Consider the following 21,270-nt stretch of genomic DNA (forward strand, 5'->3'; position numbering starts at 1 on the left):
CCGACCGTTATCTGCTGACTTGTCGCAGATAACCCGGGCCAGCCCGCGTCAGGCCTCCAGCCGCGACACGAACTTCGGCTGCAGGTACGCTTCGAGCGCTTCCGGGCCGCCTTCCGAACCGTAGCCGCTGTCCTTCACACCGCCGAACGGCACTTCCGGCAGGGCCAGCCCCGAATGGTTGATCGTCAGCATACCGGTCTCGACGCGCGCCGACAGGCGATGCGCCGTGCCCTGCGACGTCGTGTACGCATATGCTGCCAGGCCGTACGGCAGACGGTTCGCCTCGGCAATGGCTTCCTCTTCCGTATCGAACGGATTGACGATCGCGACGGGGCCGAACGGCTCTTCGTGCATGATCTTCGCGCTCAACGGCACGTTGCACAGCACCGTCGGCGCGTAGAAGTGACCGCCTTCAGCCGCACGCTTACCGCCGGTTTTGAGCTGAGCGCCTTGGGCCACCGCATCGTCGACGATCGCGCTGATCGCCTCGAAACGCTTGCCATTGACCAGCGGCCCCATCGTCGTTTCCGGATCCAGCCCGTTACCCACGCGCACCGCTTCGGCGGCCTTCACGAAGGCGTCGACGAACTGATCGTACACGCCGCGCTGCACGAGGAAACGAGTCGGTGCGATACACACCTGACCGGCGTTGCGGAACTTGCCGGCAGCAAGATTGCGCACGGCGGCAGCGATATCGGCATCGTTGAAAATCAGCACCGGCGCATGCCCGCCGAGTTCCATCGTCACACGCTTCATGTGCAGACCGGCCATCGCCGCCAGTTGCTTGCCCACCGGCGTGGAACCCGTGAACGACACTTTGCGGATCGTCGGATGCGGGATCAAATACGACGAAATTTCGGCAGGCACGCCATACACCAGGTTCAGAACACCGTCGGGCAGTCCGGCGTCGGCGAAGGCGCGAATCAGCCCGGCCGGCGAGGCGGGCGTTTCTTCCGGTGCCTTGACGATCACCGAGCAACCGGCGGCCAGCGCAGCCGAGACCTTGCGCACCACCTGATTGACCGGGAAGTTCCACGGCGTGAATGCCGCCACCGGACCGACCGGCGTCGGGATCACCATCTGGTAGACATTCGGCACACGGGCCGGCACCAGACGGCCGTAGGCGCGCTTGCCCTCTTCCGCGAAGAATTCGATGATGTCGGCCGCCGAGAGCAGTTCGCCCTTGGCTTCGCCGATCGGCTTGCCCTGCTCCATCGTCATCTGACGTGCGATGTCGCCGACGCGCTCGCGCAGCAGACCGGCGGCCTTGCGCATGAGCTTGGCGCGCTCGAACGGTGCGATTTCGCGCCACTTGGCAAAGCCCGCTTCCGCCGCCGCGAGGGCGGCGTCGAGATCCGGCTGGGTCGCTCGCGCGACAGTTCCGATGGTTTCGCCAGTGGCCGGGTTTTCGATCGGCAGCGTGAGACCTTCCGCGCCTCCCTTCCACTGCCCGTTAATGAAAAGCTCTACGTTGTGCGACATGCTGAAGTCTCCGGTTGGCAACACGCCCAACAGCATAACGCAGGCGGCGGATTCCTGTTGCCCTGCCAGCGCGCTCAGGCCGGTGCGTTTCCCGGCGCCCCCGGAGACATCTCATCACATGAAACAAAAGGGCCGACAGTGCTGGCAACGTTCCACGTTGCCGCACTGCCGGCCCTCAGGGGGAATGATCGTCCCCCCGCGTCGTCTTGCGCGACGTCGAGACGTCCCAAGCCTCGTCAGCCCGCCAGAATTTCCTTCAACGCGTCCGTGAACGCAACGCACTCCGCTTCCGTGCCGACCGTGATGCGAAGGAACTGCGCCACGCGCGCCTGCTTGAAGTGGCGCACGATGATCGAGCGCTCCCGCAGCGCCGACGCCAGTTGGGCTGCGTCGTGCAACGGGTGACGCGCGAACACGAAGTTCGCCGTCGACGGCAGCACCTCGAAACCCAGCGCCGACAAGCGCGTCACGAGGGCCTCACGGCTTGCGATTACCGCCCGACGCGTTGCGTCGAAATATGCCTCGTCTTCAAGGGCGGCCACGCCGGCTGCCTGCGCGAGACGGTCGAGCGGGTACGAGTTGAAGCTGTTCTTGACGCGCTCGAGCGCTTCGATCAGATCCGGATGCCCGATGGCGAAGCCCAGACGCAGCCCCGCCAGCGAGCGCGACTTCGAGAGGGTCTGAACCACGAGCAGGTTCGGATACTTCGCGATCAATTTCGCTGCGCTCTCGCCGCCGAAGTCAATGTAGGCCTCGTCGATGATGACCACCGAATCCGGATTTCCCGCCAGCAAACGCTCGATCTCGCCACCGGCCAGCAGGCGACCTGTCGGCGCGTTCGGATTCGGGAAGATGATGCCACCGTTGGGCCTGAGGTAGTCGTCGACGCGAATCTCGAACGTGTCCGTCAGCGGCACGTTCTCGAACGCCACGCCGTACAGCCCGCAGTACACCGGGTAGAAGCTGTAGGTGATGTCCGGAAACAGAATCGGCTTGTCGTGCTTCAACAATCCCTGAAACACGTTCGACAGCACTTCGTCGGACCCATTGCCCACATGCACGTTGGCCACTTCCAGGCCGAACCGCGTGGCGATGGCCTGCTTGAAGCGGCGGGCGTCGGGGTCCGGGTACCGCTTGAGCGCGTCCGCATCGCCGCCGAGCGCCTCGCGAATCGCGGCGAGCACGCGCGGCGACGGACCGTACGGGTTCTCATTGGTATTGAGTTTGATGAGACGCTGCATCTGCGGCTGCTCACCGGGCACATAGGGCGTCAGATCGGCAACGCCCGCGCTCCAGAATCGACTCATGACGGCCACTCCGCTCAGCTCACGAAACCGCGAGCCAAATCGGCCCGAATGTCGGCCGGCGACTCCAGACCGACCGCCAGGCGGATCAGGCCTTCGGTGATGCCCGCCGCGGCGCGCGCTTGCGGCGTGATGCGACCGTGCGTCGTGCTCGCGGGATGCGTAATCGTCGTTCGCGTATCGCCGAGGTTGCCGGTGATCGAGCACACCCGCGTGTTGTCGATCACGCGCCAAGCGTTCTCACGCTGCTCGGCCGGGGTTGCCCCCTTGAGTTCGAACGCGACGATCGCGCCGCCTGCCTTCTGCTGGCGCTGCGCGAGTTCGTATTGCGGGTGTGACGGCAGTCCCGGGTAATACACACGGGCGACCTGCGGCTGCTGCTCCAGCCACTGCGCGATCGCCAGCGCGTTCTCCGATTGCTTCTCGACACGCAGCGACAGCGTCTCCAAGCCCTTGAGCAACACCCAGGCGTTGAACGCGGACAGCGTCGGACCGGCGCTGCGCACGTACGTAAACACCTTGCCCATGATGAATTCCTTCGTGCCGACAATCGCCCCGCCCAGCACGCGGCCCTGACCGTCGAGGAACTTTGTCGCGGAATGCACGACGACGTCTGCGCCGTACTCGATGGGCCGTTGCAACGCCGGCGTACAGAAGCAATTGTCGACGACGAACAAGGCACCCGCTTCCTTCGCAATCTGGCCGATGGCGGTAATGTCGGCAATATCGGTGAGCGGGTTGGACGGCGTCTCGAGGAAGAACATCTTCGTGTTCGGACGGATCGCGGCACGCCAGGCGTCGAGATCGGTCGGGTCGACGAACGTCGTCTCGACACCGAAGCGATTGAAGATCGTGGAGAAGACGTTGAGCGTGGAGCCGAAAATGCTTTGCGAACTGACGAGGTGGTCGCCGCCCGAGAGCGCCGACATCACGACCGAGACGATGGCACTCATGCCCGACGCGGTCGCCATGCACGCCTCACCGCCTTCGAGCGCGGCCAGACGGTCCTGAAACATCGACACGGTCGGATTGGTAAAGCGCGAGTAGGTGAAGCCCTCCTCCGAATGCGCGAAGCGTTCGGCGGCCTCGGCCGCGCTCTTGAATACAAAGCTCGAGGTCAGGTAAAGCGCCTCGGAATGCTCACCAAATTCGGAGCGCTGCGTGCCAGCGCGCACCGCCAGGGTATCGAAGTCGAAGGAGTCCATCGTGTGTCTCGTCATTAGGTTGGCCCGCCCGCCGGCCGAAAAAAGAAAAGCCCGTTTCGCTGTTCAGCAAAACGGGCTCGAAATCCATCTGTCTAGGCCTCGCTTTAGCTGTTTCGGGGGAGTTCCCCCACGTCCGCAAGCTGAATTCAAATCGACGTGAAAACGAGTGTAGCACGTTGCCGACGGGGAGGGAAAATCCCCGCCGCCCGCTGCGCCAGGGTCGGCTCAGAGGCCGAGCTGCGCCCCGCGCGGCTCGTTGTCGTCGCCGTCACCGGACTCCACCACCGGGGCCTTCGGCGCCTTGCGCTGCTGCTCCAGACGCGTCAGATACTCCGGCGTGACGTCACCGGTGATGTAGTTGCCGTCGAAGCACGAGGCGTCGAAGTCGGCCAGCGCCGGGTTGATGTCACGCACGGCCGCCTTCATGTCTTCGACGTCCTGATAGATCAGGGCGTCGGCGCCGATGATGCGCGCCACTTCCTGATCGCTGCGGTCATGTGCCACCAGCTCGCTACGCGTGGGCATGTCGATGCCGTACACGTTCGGGAACTTCACGGGCGGCGCGGCCGACGCGAAGATCACCTTGCGCGCGCCGGCGTCACGTGCCATCTGCACGATTTCCTGACTGGTCGTGCCGCGCACGATCGAATCGTCGACGATCAGCACGTTCTTGTCCTTGAACTCGACCCGCATGGCGTTGAGCTTCTGGCGCACCGACTTCTTGCGCATCGCCTGACCGGGCATGATGAAGGTACGGCCGACGTAGCGGTTCTTGAAGAAGCCTTCGCGATAATTCAGGCCCAGTCGCTTGGCGACCTGCATCGCGGCCGGACGACTGGAGTCCGGAATCGGCATGACGACGTCGATGTCCTGATAGTCGATCTCGCGCCGGATCTTCTCGGCGAGGTAGTCGCCCATGCGCAGGCGCGCATCGTAGACCGGCACGCCGTCGAGCACGGAATCCGGACGCGCCAGATACACGAGTTCGAAAATGCACGGATGCAACGAGGCGGCGACGGCGCACAACTGCGACGTCAGCTCACCGTCGTTGCTGATGAAGACCGCCTCGCCCGGCTTGACGTCGCGATCGAACACGAAGCCCATGCCCTCAAGCGCCACGGACTCCGACGCCACCATCCACTCCGTGCCGTTCGGGCCATCGAAGCGTCCGATGCAAAGGGGCCGAATGCCGTGCGGGTCGCGGAAGGCGAGCAGACCGAAACCGGAGATGATGGACACGATGGCGTACGAGCCGCGCAAACGACCATGCACCTTGCCCACCGCCTCGAACAGCGACCCGACGCTCAGGCCGCTGCGCGAGCTTTCCTGCAGCTCGTGCGCGAGCACGTTGAGCAGCACTTCGGAATCGGACGTGGTGTTGATGTGGCGGCGGTCGACACGGAACATCTCGTCCTTGAGCTGTTCCCAGTTCGTCAGGTTGCCGTTGTGGGCAAGCACGATGCCGTAGGGTGCATTCACGTAGAACGGCTGGGCTTGTGCGGCGCTCGACGAGCCGGCCGTCGGGTAGCGCACCTGGCCAATACCGACGTTGCCCGGCAAGTCGCGCATGTTGCGCGTGCGGAACACGTCGCGCACCATGCCGTTGCCCTTGTGCATGTAGAAGGACTGGCCATCCGTCGTCGCGATACCGGCGGCATCCTGGCCGCGGTGCTGCAGCAGCAGCAAACTATCGTAGATGAACTGGTTGACCGGGGATTTGGAAACTACACCGACGATGCCACACATGGCATGAATCCTTCAAAAAACATCGAAATCTGCAACTAACGGACCGTATTATCCGTCATTCGGAAACCTTGTGCAGGCCGGTCGACGGCGTGGCCGATCCGCCCGCCCCGCCTGCCCCGCCGCTGCGCATGCCCCACCCCTGCGATTGACCGAGCGCGCCTTGGCCGCTCAGGCCATCGCCCGTCAGCCCCGTGCCGAGGCTACCGCCGCTACCGCCGCGAAGGGCGCCACCGCCCATTGGGGCGGACGTCCCCGAGGTCTCCGCAGCGCCGGAAGTCCCCTCGGCGCGCTCACCGTCCGAATGGCGCGGCGAACCATGCCCGCCCTGCCCGCCCGTATCCGGCGTGCCACGATACGGCGCCAACTGCGGCAACGGAATCGGCGTTCCCAGCGGATTGACGCTCGGCACCGCCGCCTCGGGATTGTGCAGATAGTGCTGCACCGGTTCGGGCAGATACGGCATGAGCCGCGACAACCCCGCCTCGACCCACGGACGCACCAGCGACTGCTGCCACACCGGTTGTTGCGGCAATGACGTTAACTTGGCGGCGACCATCAACAACATCAAGAGCAACATGCCGCGCACGATGCCGAACATCATGCCCAATCCGCGATCGGCAGGACGCAACCCGATCAGATCGGTCATGCGCCCGACGAGCGCGCTGACGATACCGGCGCCAAAAACCACCGCGACCAGCACCAGCAGGAAGCCAAGGGCGCCTTGCGTCATCTCGCCGCCGGGCAGATCGGCGGGCAACCAATGCGCTAGCGCCGGGCCGAAGGCGCGCGCCACGAAGAACGCCACGACCCAGCCCACCAGATTGAACAACTCGCGCACCAGACCGCGCAACATGCCCAGCAGCATCGAGCCGAGCAGGATGGCAATGGCCCCGTAATCCACCACGGTCAGCAGACCGCCATGCACCGGATCGCTCAACTCAGCCTGCCTCGGCGACCTGCGCCGTCAGTCCGGCGTCGCGAATCTTCTTGCCCGCCGCTTCCGCACTCGCGCGATCGGCGAACGGTCCTGCGCGCAGCAGGTAAAGTTCACGGCCCCCCACCTTGCTCTTCACCATGTAGCTCGGCACATTCACGAGCTTGAGCTTGACGAGCCAGGCCTGCGCCCGGTCTTGCGTCGAAAATGCGCCAATGCGCACCTGGTACTTGCCGCTCGATGCCGCCGGCTTCTGCGCACTGTCGTGGCTATCCGCCGATTTGGCGGGTTTGGCCGTCGTGTTGTTCTGGGCGAACTGTGCAATGGGATCGGCGACGTTGTTGTTCGGCTGCGCCTTGGCTTGCGCCTTGGCCGTGTCGTGCGACTCCGGCTTCACGGCCGGCTTCACGTCCGCGTGCTGCTCGGGTTTCTTGACTTCCGGCTTGCTCTCCGGCTTCGCTTGCGCCACCGCCGGTTCCGGCACTGTGCTCGGCGCGGGGGTCATCGCGGCGGCAGGCGGCACGGCCGTCGGTGCCGGGGCGGGCGTCGAGACCGCCGGCTTGGCGGCGTTCGCGCCGGCCAGTGCATTGCTGTCGAGCGCGACTTCGCCCTTGTCGAGCGACGCGTCGGTCGGCGGCGTGGCTGCCTTCGGCTTCACGCGCACGGGCGGCGAGTTGGTGTCCTTTCCGGGAATCTGGATCGCGATGTCGTCAGCCGACGGTTTCGGCTCGGGGGCCAGCACCATCGGCAGAATGATGACGGCGGCGAGCACCAGCGCCAATGCCCCCACCAGACGGCGGCGCGCGCGTTGCTTCTCGGGCAGCAGCGGATCGAGTTGCTCGTGCTCGCTGTATTCGCCCGCTCCCGCCGCACGGGCGCCGGTTCGGCCGCTCCGGCGGCTACCGCGCTTGGGGGGAACGGCTTCGGCGTCTTTCTTGCGGAAGGAAAACAATCCCATAGGCCCTTGGCTCTGGTCGTAACTCGCGTCGTTGGACGGATGATGATCGCGCATCGGGGGCGAACCGCGCATGACATTTCTCGTAAGCAATTGTCACGGCCAACGTCCCGTCATGCCTTAATGGCGCTGTAATTTGCGGTGCGACATGACGCCGGACACCGTAAAGAACGATCCAAAAACCACAATTCTATCATTCTCCCCGCACTGCTCGAGCGCGGCGGCATAGGCTTTCTCGGGAGAGTCAAAGGTCTCGACCGAATGATCGGCATCCGGCGCGAACCCCACCGCCCGCAGACTCGCTTCCAGCTTCTGTGGACTCGCGGCACGTTCGGTCGGCAGCGCGCACAGGCGCCAGTGATCCACTTTGTCGACGAGATGCCGCAGCACCCCCTCGATATCCTTGTCGGCCATCGCCCCGAACACGGCGTATGTGTAAGGAAAGTAGCCCATGCCGTCGAGATTGTGGCCAAGCGCGGCAGCGGCGTGCGGGTTGTGCGCCACATCGAGCACCACGGCCGGACGCCCGGGGAGCACCTGGAACCGCCCCGGCAACTCGACCGACGAGAGCCCCAGCCGAATGTCCTGCGCCGACACCGGGAGCGTGTCGCGCATCGATTCGAGCGCGGCCAGCGCCGCCGACGCGTTGAGCAACTGGTTCGCGCCCCGCAAGGCTGGATACGCAAGCGACGGGCGGCGCATCTGGCGTCCGCCATAGCTCCACTGCTGCTTGTCGCCCTGATAGTTGAAATCGCGACCGAACAGCCACAGGTCCGCGCCAATGCGCTCCGCCTCGGCCAGCAACGAGGCCGGCGGCACGGGATCGCCACAGATCGCCGGCTTTCCCGTGCGGAAGATGCCCGCCTTCTCGATGGCAATCGCCTCGCGGGTGTCGCCGAGATACTGGGCGTGATCGATGTCGATGCTGGTCACGACGGCACAATCGGGGTCGATGATGTTCACCGCATCGAGACGCCCGCCCAGGCCGACTTCCAGAATCACGGCATCGAGCCCGGCGGTGGCGAACAAGTGCATGATCGCCAGCGTGGTGAACTCGAAATACGTGAGCGAGACCGGCGTTTCGAAGCTCGTGCGTGCGGCCTCGACCGCCTCGAAATGCTTCAGCAGCGTCGCGTCGTCGACGTTCTCGCCATTCAGGCGGGCGCGTTCGTTGAACGAGATCAGATGCGGCGACGTGTGACAGCCCACGCGATAACCCGCCGAGAGCAGAATGGCTTCGATGATCGCGCAGGTCGATCCCTTGCCGTTGGTACCGCCCACCGTGAAGACGGGGCACGGGAATTGCAGTCCGAGCGCCTCTTTCACGCGACCAATGCGCGTGAGGCCCATATCGATGCCCACAGGGTGAGCGGTTTCCAGATGGGCGAGCCAGGCGTCGAGAGTGGAGTAGGTCGGCATGGATGGTCGGGCAGAAAAACAAAAACGCGGACGTCACGTAACGTCCGCGCTTTCTATCCTGCTGAGTGATGCGTTCAAGCGCCGCATGAGCGGCACGGCGTGGCGTTGCGACATTCTACGCCGTTGCACCGCCCTTTGGGGCACCGCGGCAGTGCGCGCGACGCCATCGCGCCCGTGAATTTTCCGTGCTCAGGCGACGGCGTCCGCCGGCTGGCATTGCATCAGGGCGATCAGGCGAGCAATCTCCTCACGCATCTTGCGACGGTCGACGATCATGTCGATCGCGCCCTTCTGCAGCAGGAACTCCGAACGCTGGAAGCCTTCCGGCAGTTTTTCACGCACGGTCTGCTCGATCACACGCGGGCCGGCAAAGCCGATCAGCGCCTTGGGTTCGGCGATCACCACATCGCCGAGGAAGGCGAAGCTGGCCGACACACCGCCCATCGTCGGATCGGTCAGTACGGAAATGAACGGCAGCTTGGCATTGGCCAGCTTGGTGAGCATGGCCGTGGTCTTGGCCATCTGCATGAGCGAGAGCAGGCTTTCCTGCATGCGCGCACCGCCCGAAGCGGTCACGCAGACGAACGGCACCCCCTGCTCCAGCGCGTTCTGCGCGCCACGCACGAAGCGCTCGCCGACCACCGACCCCATCGAGCCGCCCATGAAGGCGAACTCGAAGCAGGCGACCACGACCGGCAGCGTATGGATCGCGCCGCCCATGACCACCATTGCGTCGGTCTCGCCGGTGTCGTCCATCGCTTCCTTGATGCGGTCCGGGTACTTGCGGCTGTCCTTGAACTTCAGCGCGTCGACCGGCACGATCTCCTGGCCCAGTTCGTAACGGCCTTCCGGATCGAGCAGCGCGTCGAGACGTGCACGGGCACCGATACGCATGTGGTGATCGCACTTCGGGCAAACGTGCAGATTCGCTTCCACGTCGTTGCGATACAGCACCGCCTCACACGACGGGCACTTGATCCACAGCCCTTCCGGGATGCTCTTGTTGCGCTGCGTCGGATCGGTTTGCTTGATCTTCGGGGGCAGCAGCTTATCGAGCCAGCTCATAGTTTCTCCTTGGCAAACGCCCGCATCAGGCGGGGCGGGCGTTTCTGGCGACCGTGCAACACGGCCGTGTCAATTCAGCGTTTCACCGGGCGGTTCGACGAATCGACCCCGCGAACAAACGCCGCAAATCTACGCCGATTTGGCGCCCTCGTCGAGCGCCTGGCGAATACCGCCGATGAATTCAGCGAGCGATTTTACCGCGTTATGGCCTTCCAGATCACGCGGCGTGTTTTCCAGGCGCTGAACGATGGCGCTGCCGATGACCACGGCGTCGGCTACGCTCGCGATGGCGCGCGCCGTCGCGGCGTCGCGAATACCGAAGCCCACCCCCACGGGCAGGGGTGCGACGGCCTTGATTTCAGGAATCTTCGCGGCCACGCTTTCCAGATCCAGGCTCGCCGCCCCCGTCACGCCCTTGAGCGAGACGTAATAGAGATAACCGCTGGCCTGACGCGCCACAGCGGCAATCCGCGCTTCGGTCGAGGTCGGTGCGAGCAGGAAGATCGGATCGATGCCATGCGCACGCACGGCCCCGGCGTAGGTCTCGGCTTCCTCCGGCGGATAGTCGACGACCAGCACGCCGTCGACACCGGCCTTGGCGGCCCGCTCGGCGAAGGTGTCGAGACCCATCGCCTCGATCGGATTGGCATAGCCCATGAGCACGACCGGCGTGCGGTCGTTGGTCTGACGGAACACCGCCACGTAGCCGAGCACCTCCGCCAGGCTCACGCCGCGGGCCAGCGCACGCTCGGAGGCGCGTTGAATCACCGGGCCGTCGGCCATCGGGTCGGAGAACGGCACGCCGAGTTCGATGACGTCGGCGCCGTTGTCGGCCAGCGCATGCATCAGCTTCACCGTCCAGCCCGGTTCGGGATCGCCGGCGGTGATGAACGGGATGAGGCCCTTTTTACCCTGCGCTTGCAAGGCTTGGAACGTCGCTTGAATGCGGGACATGATCGGAAAGTCTCTGAAGTCTTTGGTGGGCGAGCGCGTGGTAATGCGCGTTCAGCTCGAAGCCGACGAAACGCCGGCCGTGCAACGCACATGCCACGGCCGTCGTGCCGCTGCCCATGAACGGGTCGAGCACGAGACCGCCGGGCGGGCAACTGGCCAGCACCATGCGCTCGATGATATGCAGCGGTTTCTGCGTCGGATGATCGACGCGTTCGGGGTCTTGCCGGTGCAATCGCGAGATCGACCACAGATCCTTGGGGTTGTAACCCAGTTCCAGCCACTTGCTGCCCTCGAAGATACGGCGCGAGCGCGCCTTCTTCGTCGCGGCGTCGTACGGCACCCGCACCGCATCGAGGTCGAAGTAGTAATCCTTCGAGACCGCGAAAAAGCCGACGTTGTCGTGTACCGACGAGAACCGCCGGGTGCTGCCGCCCATGCTGGGCACGCGGCGATCCCAAATGATCTCGTTGATCATCAGCATGCGCCGCTTCAGGAACACGAACAGCTCGGGGGCGTACTGCCACGTACAGAACAGGTACAGCGAGCCGCGCGGCGCGAGCTTCGGTATCGCCGCTTCGAGCCAGCCATATGTCCAGTCGAGGAAATCCTCGCCGGAGCGCTTGTCGGAGTCGTTGCCGTAATCCTTGCCGAGCCCGTAAGGCGGGTCGGCCAGGATCAGATCGACGCTGCCGTCGTCCAGCTCGTGCAAGTGCTCCAGGAAGTCGGCATGACGCAAGGTGATGTCGCCCGGCGCCCAACGCGCACGCAGCTCGCCGGCCGCTTCCCTGGCCTCGAGACGCGCGGCGGCAGCTTCGGTGGCGTCCATGGGGCGCTCGGCCCCGAGGACGTCAAGTGGCGCCTTGCGATCAGTCAGATCGGTCATGCTGGTTCGGGTGTCCTTGATGGATCTTGGAATCTGAGGATTTTAGGATCTGCCATCGATGGCGTCTCGCGACGCCGCCGATCTCGCTTATGTCGCTTATGTCGCCTATGTCGCCTATGCCCCGCCCGACGCCGGCCTGGGCAGCGCCATCACGGTGTGCATGTCCTTGTCGCCGCGCCCCGAGAGATTGACCAGCACGATCTGATCGCTCGGCAGCGTCGGCGCCAGCTTGCACGCATAAGCCAGCGCGTGGCTCGACTCCAGCGCCGGAATGATGCCTTCGATCCGGCAGCAGTCATGAAACGCGCGCAGCGCCTCGGTATCGGTCACGCCCACGTACTCGGCACGCTTGATGTCATGCAGCCACGCGTGCTCCGGGCCCACCCCCGGGTAGTCCAGGCCTGCCGAGATCGAATGCGTTTCGGTGATTTGACCGTTGGCGTCCTGCAGCAGATAGGTGCGGTTGCCATGGAGCACGCCGGGCGTGCCACCGATGATCGACGCCGCATGACGGCCGGTCTCGATGCCGTCGCCCGCCGCTTCCACGCCCACCAGCTTGACGTCCGGCACATCGATATACGGGTAGAAAATACCCATGGCGTTCGAGCCGCCACCGACGCAGGCGAGCACATAATCCGGCTGACGGCCGGCCAGCTCGGGCATCTGCACCTTGCACTCCTCGCCGATCACACTCTGGAAATCGCGCACGAGCATCGGATACGGATGCGGCCCGGCCACGGTGCCGATGATGTAAAACGTGCTCTCGACGTTGGTCACCCAGTCGCGCATGGCTTCGTTGAGCGCGTCCTTGAGGGTCTTCGAGCCCGACTCCACCGGCACGACGGTCGCGCCCAACAGTTGCATGCGATAGACGTTGGCCGCCTGACGCTTGACGTCTTCCGAGCCCATGTAGACCACACACTCCATGCCGAAGCGCGCGGCAATGGTCGCCGTTGCCACGCCATGCTGACCGGCGCCGGTCTCCGCAATCACGCGGCGTTTGCCCATGCGACGCGCGAGCAGCGCCTGCCCGATCACGTTGTTCACCTTGTGCGCGCCGGTGTGATTCAGGTCTTCGCGCTTGAGGTACACCTGTGCGCCGCCCAGTTCCTGGCTCCAGCGCTTGGCGTGATAGATCGGCGACGGGCGCCCGACGTAGTGCTTCAGTTCGTAATGAAATTCTTCGAGGAAGGCCGGATCGTGCTGATACTTCGCATAGGCCTCGCGCAACTCGTCGAGCGCGTGAATCAGCGTCTCGGCCACAAAGACACCGCCGTACGGACCGAAATGGCCGCGGGCGTCAGGGAAATCGTACATGGTTGTCACTCTTCGCAGTACCGGCGCGCGGCTCAGGCGGGCGTTCCGGCGGGTTGCTCATTCGGCGTCGGCGGCACGCACTGCGTGCACGAACGCCGTCATGCGGGCGTGATCCTTCACGCCACGCGACGCCTCTACACCGCTCGACACGTCGACGGCGTAAGGCGTCACCCGGCCGATGGCTTCAGCAACGTTGTGTGCGTTCAAGCCACCACTCAAAACGGCCCGACGCGCGATGTCTTTTGGAATAAGTGACCAATCGAAAACCTTTCCCCCACCGCCGTAGCCTTCGACCAGGGCATCGAGCAAGATGCCTTGCGCAGCGGTGTATGCATTGGCGAATTGTAGCAAATCGCCACTGTCTTTCGTCTCCGGGCCGATACGCATGGCGCGCATGTAAGGACGATTGCCCGCCGCGGCGGCCAACACCGCGCATTGCGCCGGCGTTTCGTCGCCATGGAACTGCAGCGTGGTCAGCGGCACAGCCTCGACCGTCCGGGCAATCTCGTCGGCCGTCGCGTTCACGAACAGGCCGACCAGACTCACATACGGCGGCACCCGGCGGGCCAGCTCGGCCGCACGCGCCAGATCCACGTAGCGCGGGCTCGGCGGGTAAAAGACGAGACCGATGGCGTCGGCGCCCAGCGCCACCGCGTGATCGATGTCGGCCGGCTGCGACAGGCCGCAGATCTTGATTCGGGTACGGGATTTCATGAACTTGCCCACGGCATCGGGAACGGCCACGCCGCCCAGTTGGGCTCGGGGACCGCGAAACGCTCAGGATACCCCACCCGCGCCAGATACAGCCCGTCCGGCATGAACGTCGGTGCCGCCTGACGACGGTCGAGACTCGCGAGCACATCCGTCATCCAGCTCGCCGGCTGGCGGCCTCGGCCCACGGCGACCAGACAGCCCATGATATTTCGCACCATGTGATGCAGGAACGCGCTCGCCCGGAAGCGGAACACAAAGAAGTGCCCATGCTGCTCGATGTCGATGGCATACAGATGTTTCACCGGCGTCTTGGCCTGACACTCGGACGAGCGGAACGCCGAGAAGTCGTGCTCGCCGACCAGCACTCGACTCGCGGCGCGCATGGCGTCGATATCGAGCGGCGTGTGCAGCCAGCCGCATCGGCCCTCAAGCAACGGTGAGCGCACGGGATGCACGTACAGCACATAGAAATACGTGCGCTCGAAGGCGGTAAATCGGGCGTGGAAATCGTCCGGCATGGCCTGCGCCCATTGCACCGCAACCGTCTTGGGCAGAAACGCGTTGACGCCGCGCACCCACGAGAACATGGCGCGGTCCAGGTCGGTGTCGAAATGTGCCACCTGACCGATGCCGTGCACACCGGTATCGGTGCGGCCCGCGACGGTCGTGGGCAGCGCAACGCCGCCGAAGTCCCGCAACGCGGCTTCGAGCGTCTGTTGCACGGTGTTGCCATGCGGCTGCGATTGCCAGCCGGAGAACGCCGTGCCGTCGTAATGGATGCCCAGTGCGATTCGCATATGAAAAAGAAAAATGGGCGCTCAACCTACGAGCGCCCCAAACTACGGTCAATCTGTGGTGGCTTCGTCAGCCTGTCGTGGCGTCAACTTCTCGGCGTCACTTGCCAAGCTCGGCGAGCCGTGTGCGGGCGACGGACTGCTGCGCGGCGTCGCCACCGGCAATCACCTCTTCGAGCAGTTCGCGTGCGCCTTCGTCGTCACCGATGGTCTGATACGCAGTGGCCAGCTCCAGCTTCGTATGGAATTCATCCGGCACGCCCGGCTCGACGGACGCAGCGGCGACGGGTGACGCCGGCACGGCGGGCACCGGCGCAACCGTTTGCGGCACTTGCGGCGCCGCAGGTTCGGCCGCATACGGCGTTTCCGGGGCCGGTGCATGCAGCACCTCGTGCTCGATCAGGGCTTCCGTTCCGATGTCGGTTGCCAGCGTCGGCGCGCTCACGAACGCCGGGCTCGCCTGCGCGTCGTCGCCCTTCAGATCGAGGCTGAAGTCCGATAGATCGAACGACAACGGCTTGAGCGAGGGTGCCTCGTGCGCGGTGTCCGTATAGCTGCGCGACGCGACCGGCGAGTGGCTGGCCTGCTGCATCGCGGCGTCGAAGTCGGCATCGCTCAGTTCGCCGTCCGGCTCGTCAAACGCTTCCTCGTCCGCGCTCGCATGCGAGCGCAGCGGATCGTCCATCGGCGCCATCTTGAACTGCACCGAACCCATCCCCTTCGAGAGCGACGGCAAGGCATCGCTCGAAATCGTGCCCACATGCGCCGCCTGTCCCGGGATCGCCAGATCCAGATCGCCCAGCATGCCGGCTACGCTGCCGTCGAGCGAAGCGTCGGCGGGCTCGGCCGGCGCGGAAATGTTTGACTCAGGCGCAGGCACCGACGTAGCGGCAGCACCGCCGACAGCGGCGGCGGCACCCAGCGCTTCCAGCGCCGACAACGTGGCAGCCGCCGAGTCGCCATGGGCGGCGGGCGCCTCGTGGGCGTCCCCGGCAGCCTTGCCAGCTTCCTCGGCAAACGCAGCACCCCAATCGATTTCCGGCTCGCTGGCGGCTTCGGCCGGCGTTTCCTGCGCAGGGGCCGCCGCATCGCCCACGAGCGGCTCAGCCACCGCTTCAGACGACGCCACGGAGGCCGACGCCACCGGCAATACATCGTGACCTTCGCCGGTTTCGTCGACGGACTCGTCGTTCAAGGGCACTGGCTCAGCGTTCCACGCATCGGGTCCACCGGCGTCGTCCACCGCGGACTCGTGCTGAATCGCGTGAACGGCGGCAACGCCTTCGTCCGACGCCGACCAGGCATCGTCGGCCGCTGGCTGCCGCGCTTCGGCTTGCGCTTGATTGGCCGCGTACAGTGCCGCGGCGCCTGCGGCACCCGCAGCCGCCACCACACCCGCCGTGGCCATGCCGTCCGACGCCGACGCAGCACCCGGTGCACCGTCATGCGGCTCATCGTGGCCCTCGTGGCCCACGTGGTCTTCGGGCATATCACGCCCGTCGTCATACGGCCCGGGCTGCCCCACCGATGCCGCCGCGCGACGGCGACGCAACAGTGCCCACAGACCGAGCAGCACCACCAGCGCGCCAGCGCCCGGCAGCACATAAGGATTCTGGCTCACGACACGCCAATTCATCGCGCCATTCGGCGCCGACTTCGCTGGCGCAACCGCGGCGCTGGCTGCCGCCGTCGCGGCGACATCGCTTGCGGGTACTGCCACCGCAGCCGCCGCCTCCGATGCCGCCGTGCCCGCCGATGCGGCGGAGGCAGCCACCGCGGCCTCGGCCACGGCAGCCTCAGAAGCGACGCCCTTCGCAGCCGCACTGTCAGCGCGCGCAGCGGCGTCGGTTTCGTTCGTGCCATTGCCGTTGGCGGTATTCGGTGCCGTCTTGGCCGCTGCCGCCGCGGCCGTCGTCGTGCTGGCGGCCGGTTTCGCCGTCTTTTCCTGCGCAGTCGCCCCGGAAGCGGTGGCGGCCTGCTGCTCCAGGTTGGCGACGGCCTGATTCTTCATCGCCAACAACTTCTGGAGATCTGCAACGTTCTTCTGCAACTCGTTCACCCTGCCCTGAGCCTCGGCCTGCGCCTTGCCCTGGGCGATTTGTGCTTCTTCGCTGCCGCCGGTTCGACCGGCCGTGCCGCCCGCCCCCCCCTTACCGGGTCGCGACAGCTTCAATTCATCGCGTGTCGCGGGCGTGGCAGCTTCCGGTGCCTTGCCCGCTTCGATCGCGCCCTGTGCACTGCGGCCACCGGCCGGTGCTGCCTGCTGCGCCGTCGATTCGGCCAGCCGCGCGCGATACGCGTCGAACTGTTCCCGTGCAGCCGACACGAACTTGCGTGCTTGCGCGGGAGGAATACCTTGCACCTGTGCGTCGGACGGACGCGTGAGCGTCGCCCCCTGACGCAGCCGATTCGGATCGTCGCCGATGAACGCCGAGCGGTTTGCCTCGAACAGCGCGCTCATCATTTGCGCCAGCGTCACCCCGCCTTCGCCGCCCGTGAATTCACGGGCAATCGACGAAAGCGATTCGCCATGCCCCACCTTGCGCTCACCCCCAACGCCGACGGTAGACGCCTTGCCCGGCTGGGCAGATGTCGCGGACGCGGAGGTGGACAAGGGGGACGGGGGCGACGCCGCGGGCGGGGTCTGACTCGCCGCCGCTGCGGGCACGACGGCCTGGGCCTGGGCCGCGCTCGCTTCCGGGATGGCGGACAGCGTCACGGCATTGGACTGACGGCCGGTGCGCCACTCGAGCACCAGCAACAGGTCGAGGAACGACGTGCTGACCGGCTCGGCCGAATCGACATGCACGAGATACGTGCCGCTGTAACCGGGCGCGCGTCCGGCCGTCGGCGAGACCGACACGGAAAGCTTCTCGAGCGTGGGGTCGTAGCGCAGACCGGCCTGCTTGAAGGCGTCGCGCGGCGCGAGCTTCACCGACAATCCGTCGGCTTCCGCCTGCGACACGTTGCCCAGCACGATGACAGCACGCAATGGCTGGCCCGGCCCCGAGCGCACCTGCTGCGGGCCGAACTCCGCCGCACCGGCGTTGAGCAGCCCGAGGCTCCACAAGACGGCCGCTGCCGCGCTCAGGCGGAACGAATTACGGGACGAGTTTGCACGCTTGCCGATCGAGTATTTCCGCACTGTGTCTTGTCAGGCCTGTCAGTCGTTTGTCACTGGCCGCCCCGGCTACAAGGGGTGCCTCCCAAAGCGCGGACGGCGGCCTCGCGGGCCGCCGTTCTTCACGCCTTACCGATGCGCTGCGACGCTCAAGCGTCGAGCAGGATGCGCAGCATGCGGCGCAGCGGTTCCGCCGCGCCCCACAACAGTTGATCGCCGACCGTGAATGCCGACAGGTACTCCGGCCCCATCGACATCTTGCGCAGGCGACCGACCGGAATCGTCATCGTGCCGGTCACCGCCGCAGGCGTCAAATCGGTCATCGACGCTTCACGCGTGTTCGGCACCACCTTCACCCAGTCATTCGCCTGGCCGATGATGTCCGTCAGCTCGTCTAACGGCACATCTTTCGTCAACTTGATGGTCAGCGCCTGGCTGTGGCAACGCATCGCACCGATGCGCACGCACAGACCGTCCACCGGAATGGCGCGGGTGTTCGGGAAACCGTCGCCCAGCCCCAGGATCTTGTTGGTCTCGGCGCCGCCCTTCCACTCTTCCTTCGACTGACCGTTGCCCAGATCCTTGTCGATCCAGGGAATCAGGTTGCCGCCCAGCGGCACGCCGAATTGCTTGGTCTCGTCGGCCGTGAGCGCGTGCTGCTTCGCGAGCACCTTGCGGTCGATCTCGAGAATGGCCGAGTGCGGATCGTCCAGCAGCGCCTTGACTTCGGCGTTGATGCTACCGAACTGCGTGAGCAACTCGCGCATGTGCTGTGCGCCGCCGCCCGATGCCGCTTGATACGTCATCGACGTGAGCCAGTCGACCAGACCATGCTGAAACAGACCGCCCAGCCCCATCAGCATGCAGCTCACCGTGCAGTTGCCGCCGACGAAGTTCTTGGTGCCCTTGCTGAGCGAGTGCTTGATCACGTCGAGGTTGACCGGATCGAGAACGATGATCGCATCGTCCTTCATGCGCAGCGTCGAGGCCGCGTCGATCCAATAGCCGCTCCAGCCCGCCGCGCGCAGCTTCGGGAAGATCTCGGTCGTGTAATCACCGCCCTGGCAGGTAATGATGATGTCGCACTTTTTCAGCTCGTTGACATCATTGGCGTCTTTCAGCGAAGTCTCGTTCTTCGCCATCGACGGGGCTTTTCCGCCCGCGTTGCTGGTGCTGAAAAACACCGGCTCGATCAAGGCGAAGTCGTTCTCCTGTTGCATGCGCTGCATCAGAACCGAACCGACCATGCCCCGCCAACCTACCAGACCTACGGTTTTCATTTATCCACTCTCTTATCGTTGCAATTGCGCCGAGGGGCGTCTCTCGACGCCCCGTCAACGTTATAGCGCGGCAACCACTGCCGCGCCCATCTCGCGCGTACCGACCTTGGTCGCGCCTTCCTGCCAGATGTCGGGCGTGCGCAGACCTTGCGCCAGCACCTTCTTCACCGCATTCTCCACACGATCGGCCTGTTCCGCACGGCCCAGCGTGTAACGCAGCATCATGGCCGCCGACAGGATCGTGGCCAACGGATTGGCGACACCCTTGCCGGCGATATCGGGCGCCGAACCGTGCGACGGCTCGTACAGCCCCTTGTTATTCGCATCCAGCGACGCCGACGGCAGCATGCCGATCGACCCCGTGAGCATCGCGGCCTCATCCGACAGAATATCGCCGAACATGTTGCCGGTCACCACCACGTCGAAGTTCTTCGGCGCCTTGACCAGTTGCATCGCGGCGTTGTCGACGTACATGTGCGAGAGTTCGACCTCCGGATACTGCTTGGCGACCTCGATCATGGTGTCGCGCCACAGTTGCGACGTCTCGAGCACATTGGCCTTGTCCACCGAACACAAGCGCTTGTCGCGCTTGGCTGCGGCCTGAAATGCGACGTGCGCGATGCGCTCCACTTCCGGCACGCTATACCGCATGGTATCAAAACCTTCGCGCGCGCCTTCGAAAGCGCCATCGGGCGACTGGCGGAAGCCCTTCGGCTGGCCGAAGTAGATGTCGCCGTTCAGCTCACGAATGATCAGGATATCGAGCCCTGCCACGATTTCCGGCTTCAGGCTCGATGCATCGGCCAGTTCCTTGTACAGGATGGCCGGACGGAAGTTGGCGAACAGCTGCAGATGCTTGCGCAGCCCCAGAATCGCCTGCTCGGGACGCAGTGCGCGCTCGAGCGAATCGTATTTCCAGTCGCCCACGGCGCCGAACAGAATGGCATCCGCTTCCTTGGCGAGCTTGAGCGTGGCGTCCGGCAGCGGATGACCCGCCGCCTCATAGCCGGCGCCGCCCACGGGCGCTTCTTCCAGTTCAAACGTCTCGCCAAGTGCGTTCAGCACATTGACGGCTTCCGTCACGATTTCCGGACCAATGCCGTCACCCGGCAACACTGCAATTTTCATGCGATCTCCTTGTGTGCGCGGGCCTCAGCCCGGCAGGCGCGTTGCGAGCCACGGCTGCTTGGCGAGCCGCTCGGCCTCGTAGGCGCGAATCTTGTCGGCGTGACGCAGCGTCAGGCCAATGTCGTCGAAACCGTTCAACATGCAGTACTTGCGGAACGGCGCGATGTCGAACTCGTAAGCGCGACCGTCGGGCGTCATCACCGCTTGCTTGTCCAGATCGATGGTCACCTGAAAGCCGTTGAACGCGGCGGTCTCGTTGAACAGGTGATCGACCTGCATCTCCGACAACGCGATCGGCAACAGCCCGTTCTTGTAGCAGTTGTTGAAGAAGATGTCGGCGAAGCTCGGCGCGATGACCGCGCGGAAGCCGAATTGCTGCAACGCCCACGGGGCGTGCTCACGCGAGCTGCCGCAGCCGAAGTTCTTGCGTGCGAGCAGCACCGTGGCGCCCTGATAACGCGGCTGATTGAGCACGAAGTTCGGGTTGAGCGGACGCGCGCTGCAATCCTGGCCCGGCTGGCCGACATCGAGATAACGCCACTCGTCGAACAGGTTCGGACCAAAGCCCGTGCGCTTGATCGACTTCAGGAATTGCTTGGGGATGATCGCGTCGGTATCGACGTTTTCGCGATCCAGCGGCGCCACCAACCCCGTATGGACGGTAAATTTTTCCATCACGAACCACCTGATCAAAACAGTTCGGCTGCGGCCGCGCCCGGAGAGCCCTGGCCGTCAAAACCGGAAATTTCGTAGGTGCGCACGCGCGGCGATTGCCCGCGCGATACGCACCGTCGCATCACTTCTTCGCGGCGTTTTCGAGGGCCGAGCCAGCGGCTTGCGTATCCTTGCCGAGGCCCGCCATCGTGTTGCAGCCTGCCACGCCCAGCACCAGCATCGCACCGATCAGCATCCACAGTTTCTTCATGGTTTTTTCTCTGTCAAAGACGATGTCAAACGACGGTTATATCG

The 21,270-nt window shown here is 65.0% G+C and carries 18 protein-coding genes; all 18 read right to left on the reverse strand.

The window, feature by feature from the left end; genetic code table 11:
* Window positions 1-48 precede the first annotated feature (48 nt).
* Window positions 49-1,482, reverse strand: a complete 1,434-nt coding sequence (locus tag BGP02_RS15465; protein WP_026132096.1) for an NAD-dependent succinate-semialdehyde dehydrogenase — start codon at window positions 1,480-1,482, stop codon at window positions 49-51.
* A gap of 236 nt (window positions 1,483-1,718) precedes the next feature.
* Window positions 1,719-2,789, reverse strand: a complete 1,071-nt coding sequence (hisC, locus tag BGP02_RS15470) for a histidinol-phosphate transaminase (RefSeq protein WP_286798815.1) — start codon at window positions 2,787-2,789, stop codon at window positions 1,719-1,721.
* Between the two features lie 14 nt (window positions 2,790-2,803).
* Window positions 2,804-3,991 (reverse strand): O-succinylhomoserine sulfhydrylase, encoded by a 1,188-nt coding sequence (locus tag BGP02_RS15475; RefSeq protein ID WP_130025622.1) that lies wholly within the window; start codon window positions 3,989-3,991, stop codon window positions 2,804-2,806.
* A gap of 225 nt (window positions 3,992-4,216) precedes the next feature.
* Complete coding sequence (gene purF, locus BGP02_RS15480) at window positions 4,217-5,737, reverse strand: amidophosphoribosyltransferase (protein WP_017234689.1); 1,521 nt, start codon at window positions 5,735-5,737, stop codon at window positions 4,217-4,219.
* A 55-nt stretch (window positions 5,738-5,792) separates the two neighbouring features.
* Window positions 5,793-6,674, reverse strand: a complete 882-nt coding sequence (locus tag BGP02_RS15485; RefSeq protein ID WP_261938759.1) for a CvpA family protein — start codon at window positions 6,672-6,674, stop codon at window positions 5,793-5,795.
* Between the two features lies 1 nt (window position 6,675).
* Entirely contained in the window at window positions 6,676-7,701 is a 1,026-nt protein-coding gene (locus tag BGP02_RS15490) for an SPOR domain-containing protein (RefSeq protein WP_017234687.1), read from the reverse strand.
* A 45-nt stretch (window positions 7,702-7,746) separates the two neighbouring features.
* Window positions 7,747-9,045 (reverse strand): bifunctional tetrahydrofolate synthase/dihydrofolate synthase, encoded by a 1,299-nt coding sequence (folC, locus tag BGP02_RS15495; protein WP_026132093.1) that lies wholly within the window; start codon window positions 9,043-9,045, stop codon window positions 7,747-7,749.
* A gap of 189 nt (window positions 9,046-9,234) precedes the next feature.
* Window positions 9,235-10,110 carry an acetyl-CoA carboxylase, carboxyltransferase subunit beta gene (gene accD, locus BGP02_RS15500; protein ID WP_017234685.1) on the reverse strand — a complete coding sequence of 292 codons (876 nt, stop codon included), beginning with the start codon at window positions 10,108-10,110 and terminating at the stop codon, window positions 9,235-9,237.
* Between the two features lie 129 nt (window positions 10,111-10,239).
* The gene (gene trpA, locus BGP02_RS15505) at window positions 10,240-11,064 is read right to left on the reverse strand and encodes a tryptophan synthase subunit alpha (protein WP_017234684.1); all 825 of its coding nucleotides are present in this window, start codon (window positions 11,062-11,064) and stop codon (window positions 10,240-10,242) included.
* A complete protein-coding gene (locus tag BGP02_RS15510) occupies window positions 11,018-11,890 on the reverse strand; it encodes a DNA-methyltransferase (RefSeq protein ID WP_051060234.1) in 873 nt (290 codons plus the stop codon). Before BGP02_RS15510 ends, trpA begins: the two co-directional genes overlap by 47 nt.
* Window positions 11,891-12,061: 171 nt before the next feature.
* Window positions 12,062-13,264 carry a tryptophan synthase subunit beta gene (gene trpB / locus BGP02_RS15515; protein ID WP_017234682.1) on the reverse strand — a complete coding sequence of 401 codons (1,203 nt, stop codon included), beginning with the start codon at window positions 13,262-13,264 and terminating at the stop codon, window positions 12,062-12,064.
* Window positions 13,265-13,321: 57 nt separating this feature from the next.
* Window positions 13,322-13,978 (reverse strand): phosphoribosylanthranilate isomerase, encoded by a 657-nt coding sequence (locus BGP02_RS15520; RefSeq protein WP_039830481.1) that lies wholly within the window; start codon window positions 13,976-13,978, stop codon window positions 13,322-13,324.
* The gene (gene truA, locus BGP02_RS15525) at window positions 13,975-14,775 is read right to left on the reverse strand and encodes a tRNA pseudouridine(38-40) synthase TruA (RefSeq protein ID WP_017234680.1); all 801 of its coding nucleotides are present in this window, start codon (window positions 14,773-14,775) and stop codon (window positions 13,975-13,977) included. Before truA ends, BGP02_RS15520 begins: the two co-directional genes overlap by 4 nt.
* A gap of 97 nt (window positions 14,776-14,872) precedes the next feature.
* On the reverse strand, window positions 14,873-17,917 hold the full coding sequence (locus BGP02_RS15530) for a motility hub landmark protein FimV (protein WP_268567596.1): 3,045 nt from the start codon (window positions 17,915-17,917) through the stop codon (window positions 14,873-14,875).
* Between the two features lie 125 nt (window positions 17,918-18,042).
* Window positions 18,043-19,173: an aspartate-semialdehyde dehydrogenase gene (gene asd, locus BGP02_RS15535; protein WP_083902239.1), complete on the reverse strand. Its 1,131-nt coding sequence runs from the start codon at window positions 19,171-19,173 to the stop codon at window positions 18,043-18,045.
* A gap of 60 nt (window positions 19,174-19,233) precedes the next feature.
* The gene (gene leuB / locus BGP02_RS15540; RefSeq protein WP_017233063.1) at window positions 19,234-20,301 is read right to left on the reverse strand and encodes a 3-isopropylmalate dehydrogenase; all 1,068 of its coding nucleotides are present in this window, start codon (window positions 20,299-20,301) and stop codon (window positions 19,234-19,236) included.
* 24 nt (window positions 20,302-20,325) lie between these two features.
* The gene (leuD, locus tag BGP02_RS15545; RefSeq protein ID WP_026131785.1) at window positions 20,326-20,976 is read right to left on the reverse strand and encodes a 3-isopropylmalate dehydratase small subunit; all 651 of its coding nucleotides are present in this window, start codon (window positions 20,974-20,976) and stop codon (window positions 20,326-20,328) included.
* A gap of 121 nt (window positions 20,977-21,097) precedes the next feature.
* Complete coding sequence (locus tag BGP02_RS15550) at window positions 21,098-21,226, reverse strand: entericidin A/B family lipoprotein (RefSeq protein WP_017233060.1); 129 nt, start codon at window positions 21,224-21,226, stop codon at window positions 21,098-21,100.
* Window positions 21,227-21,270: the final 44 nt, after the last annotated feature.

Source organism: Pandoraea sp. 64-18, from assembly GCF_001899225.1.
GTDB classification, from domain to species: Bacteria; Pseudomonadota; Gammaproteobacteria; order Burkholderiales; family Burkholderiaceae; genus Pandoraea; species Pandoraea cepalis.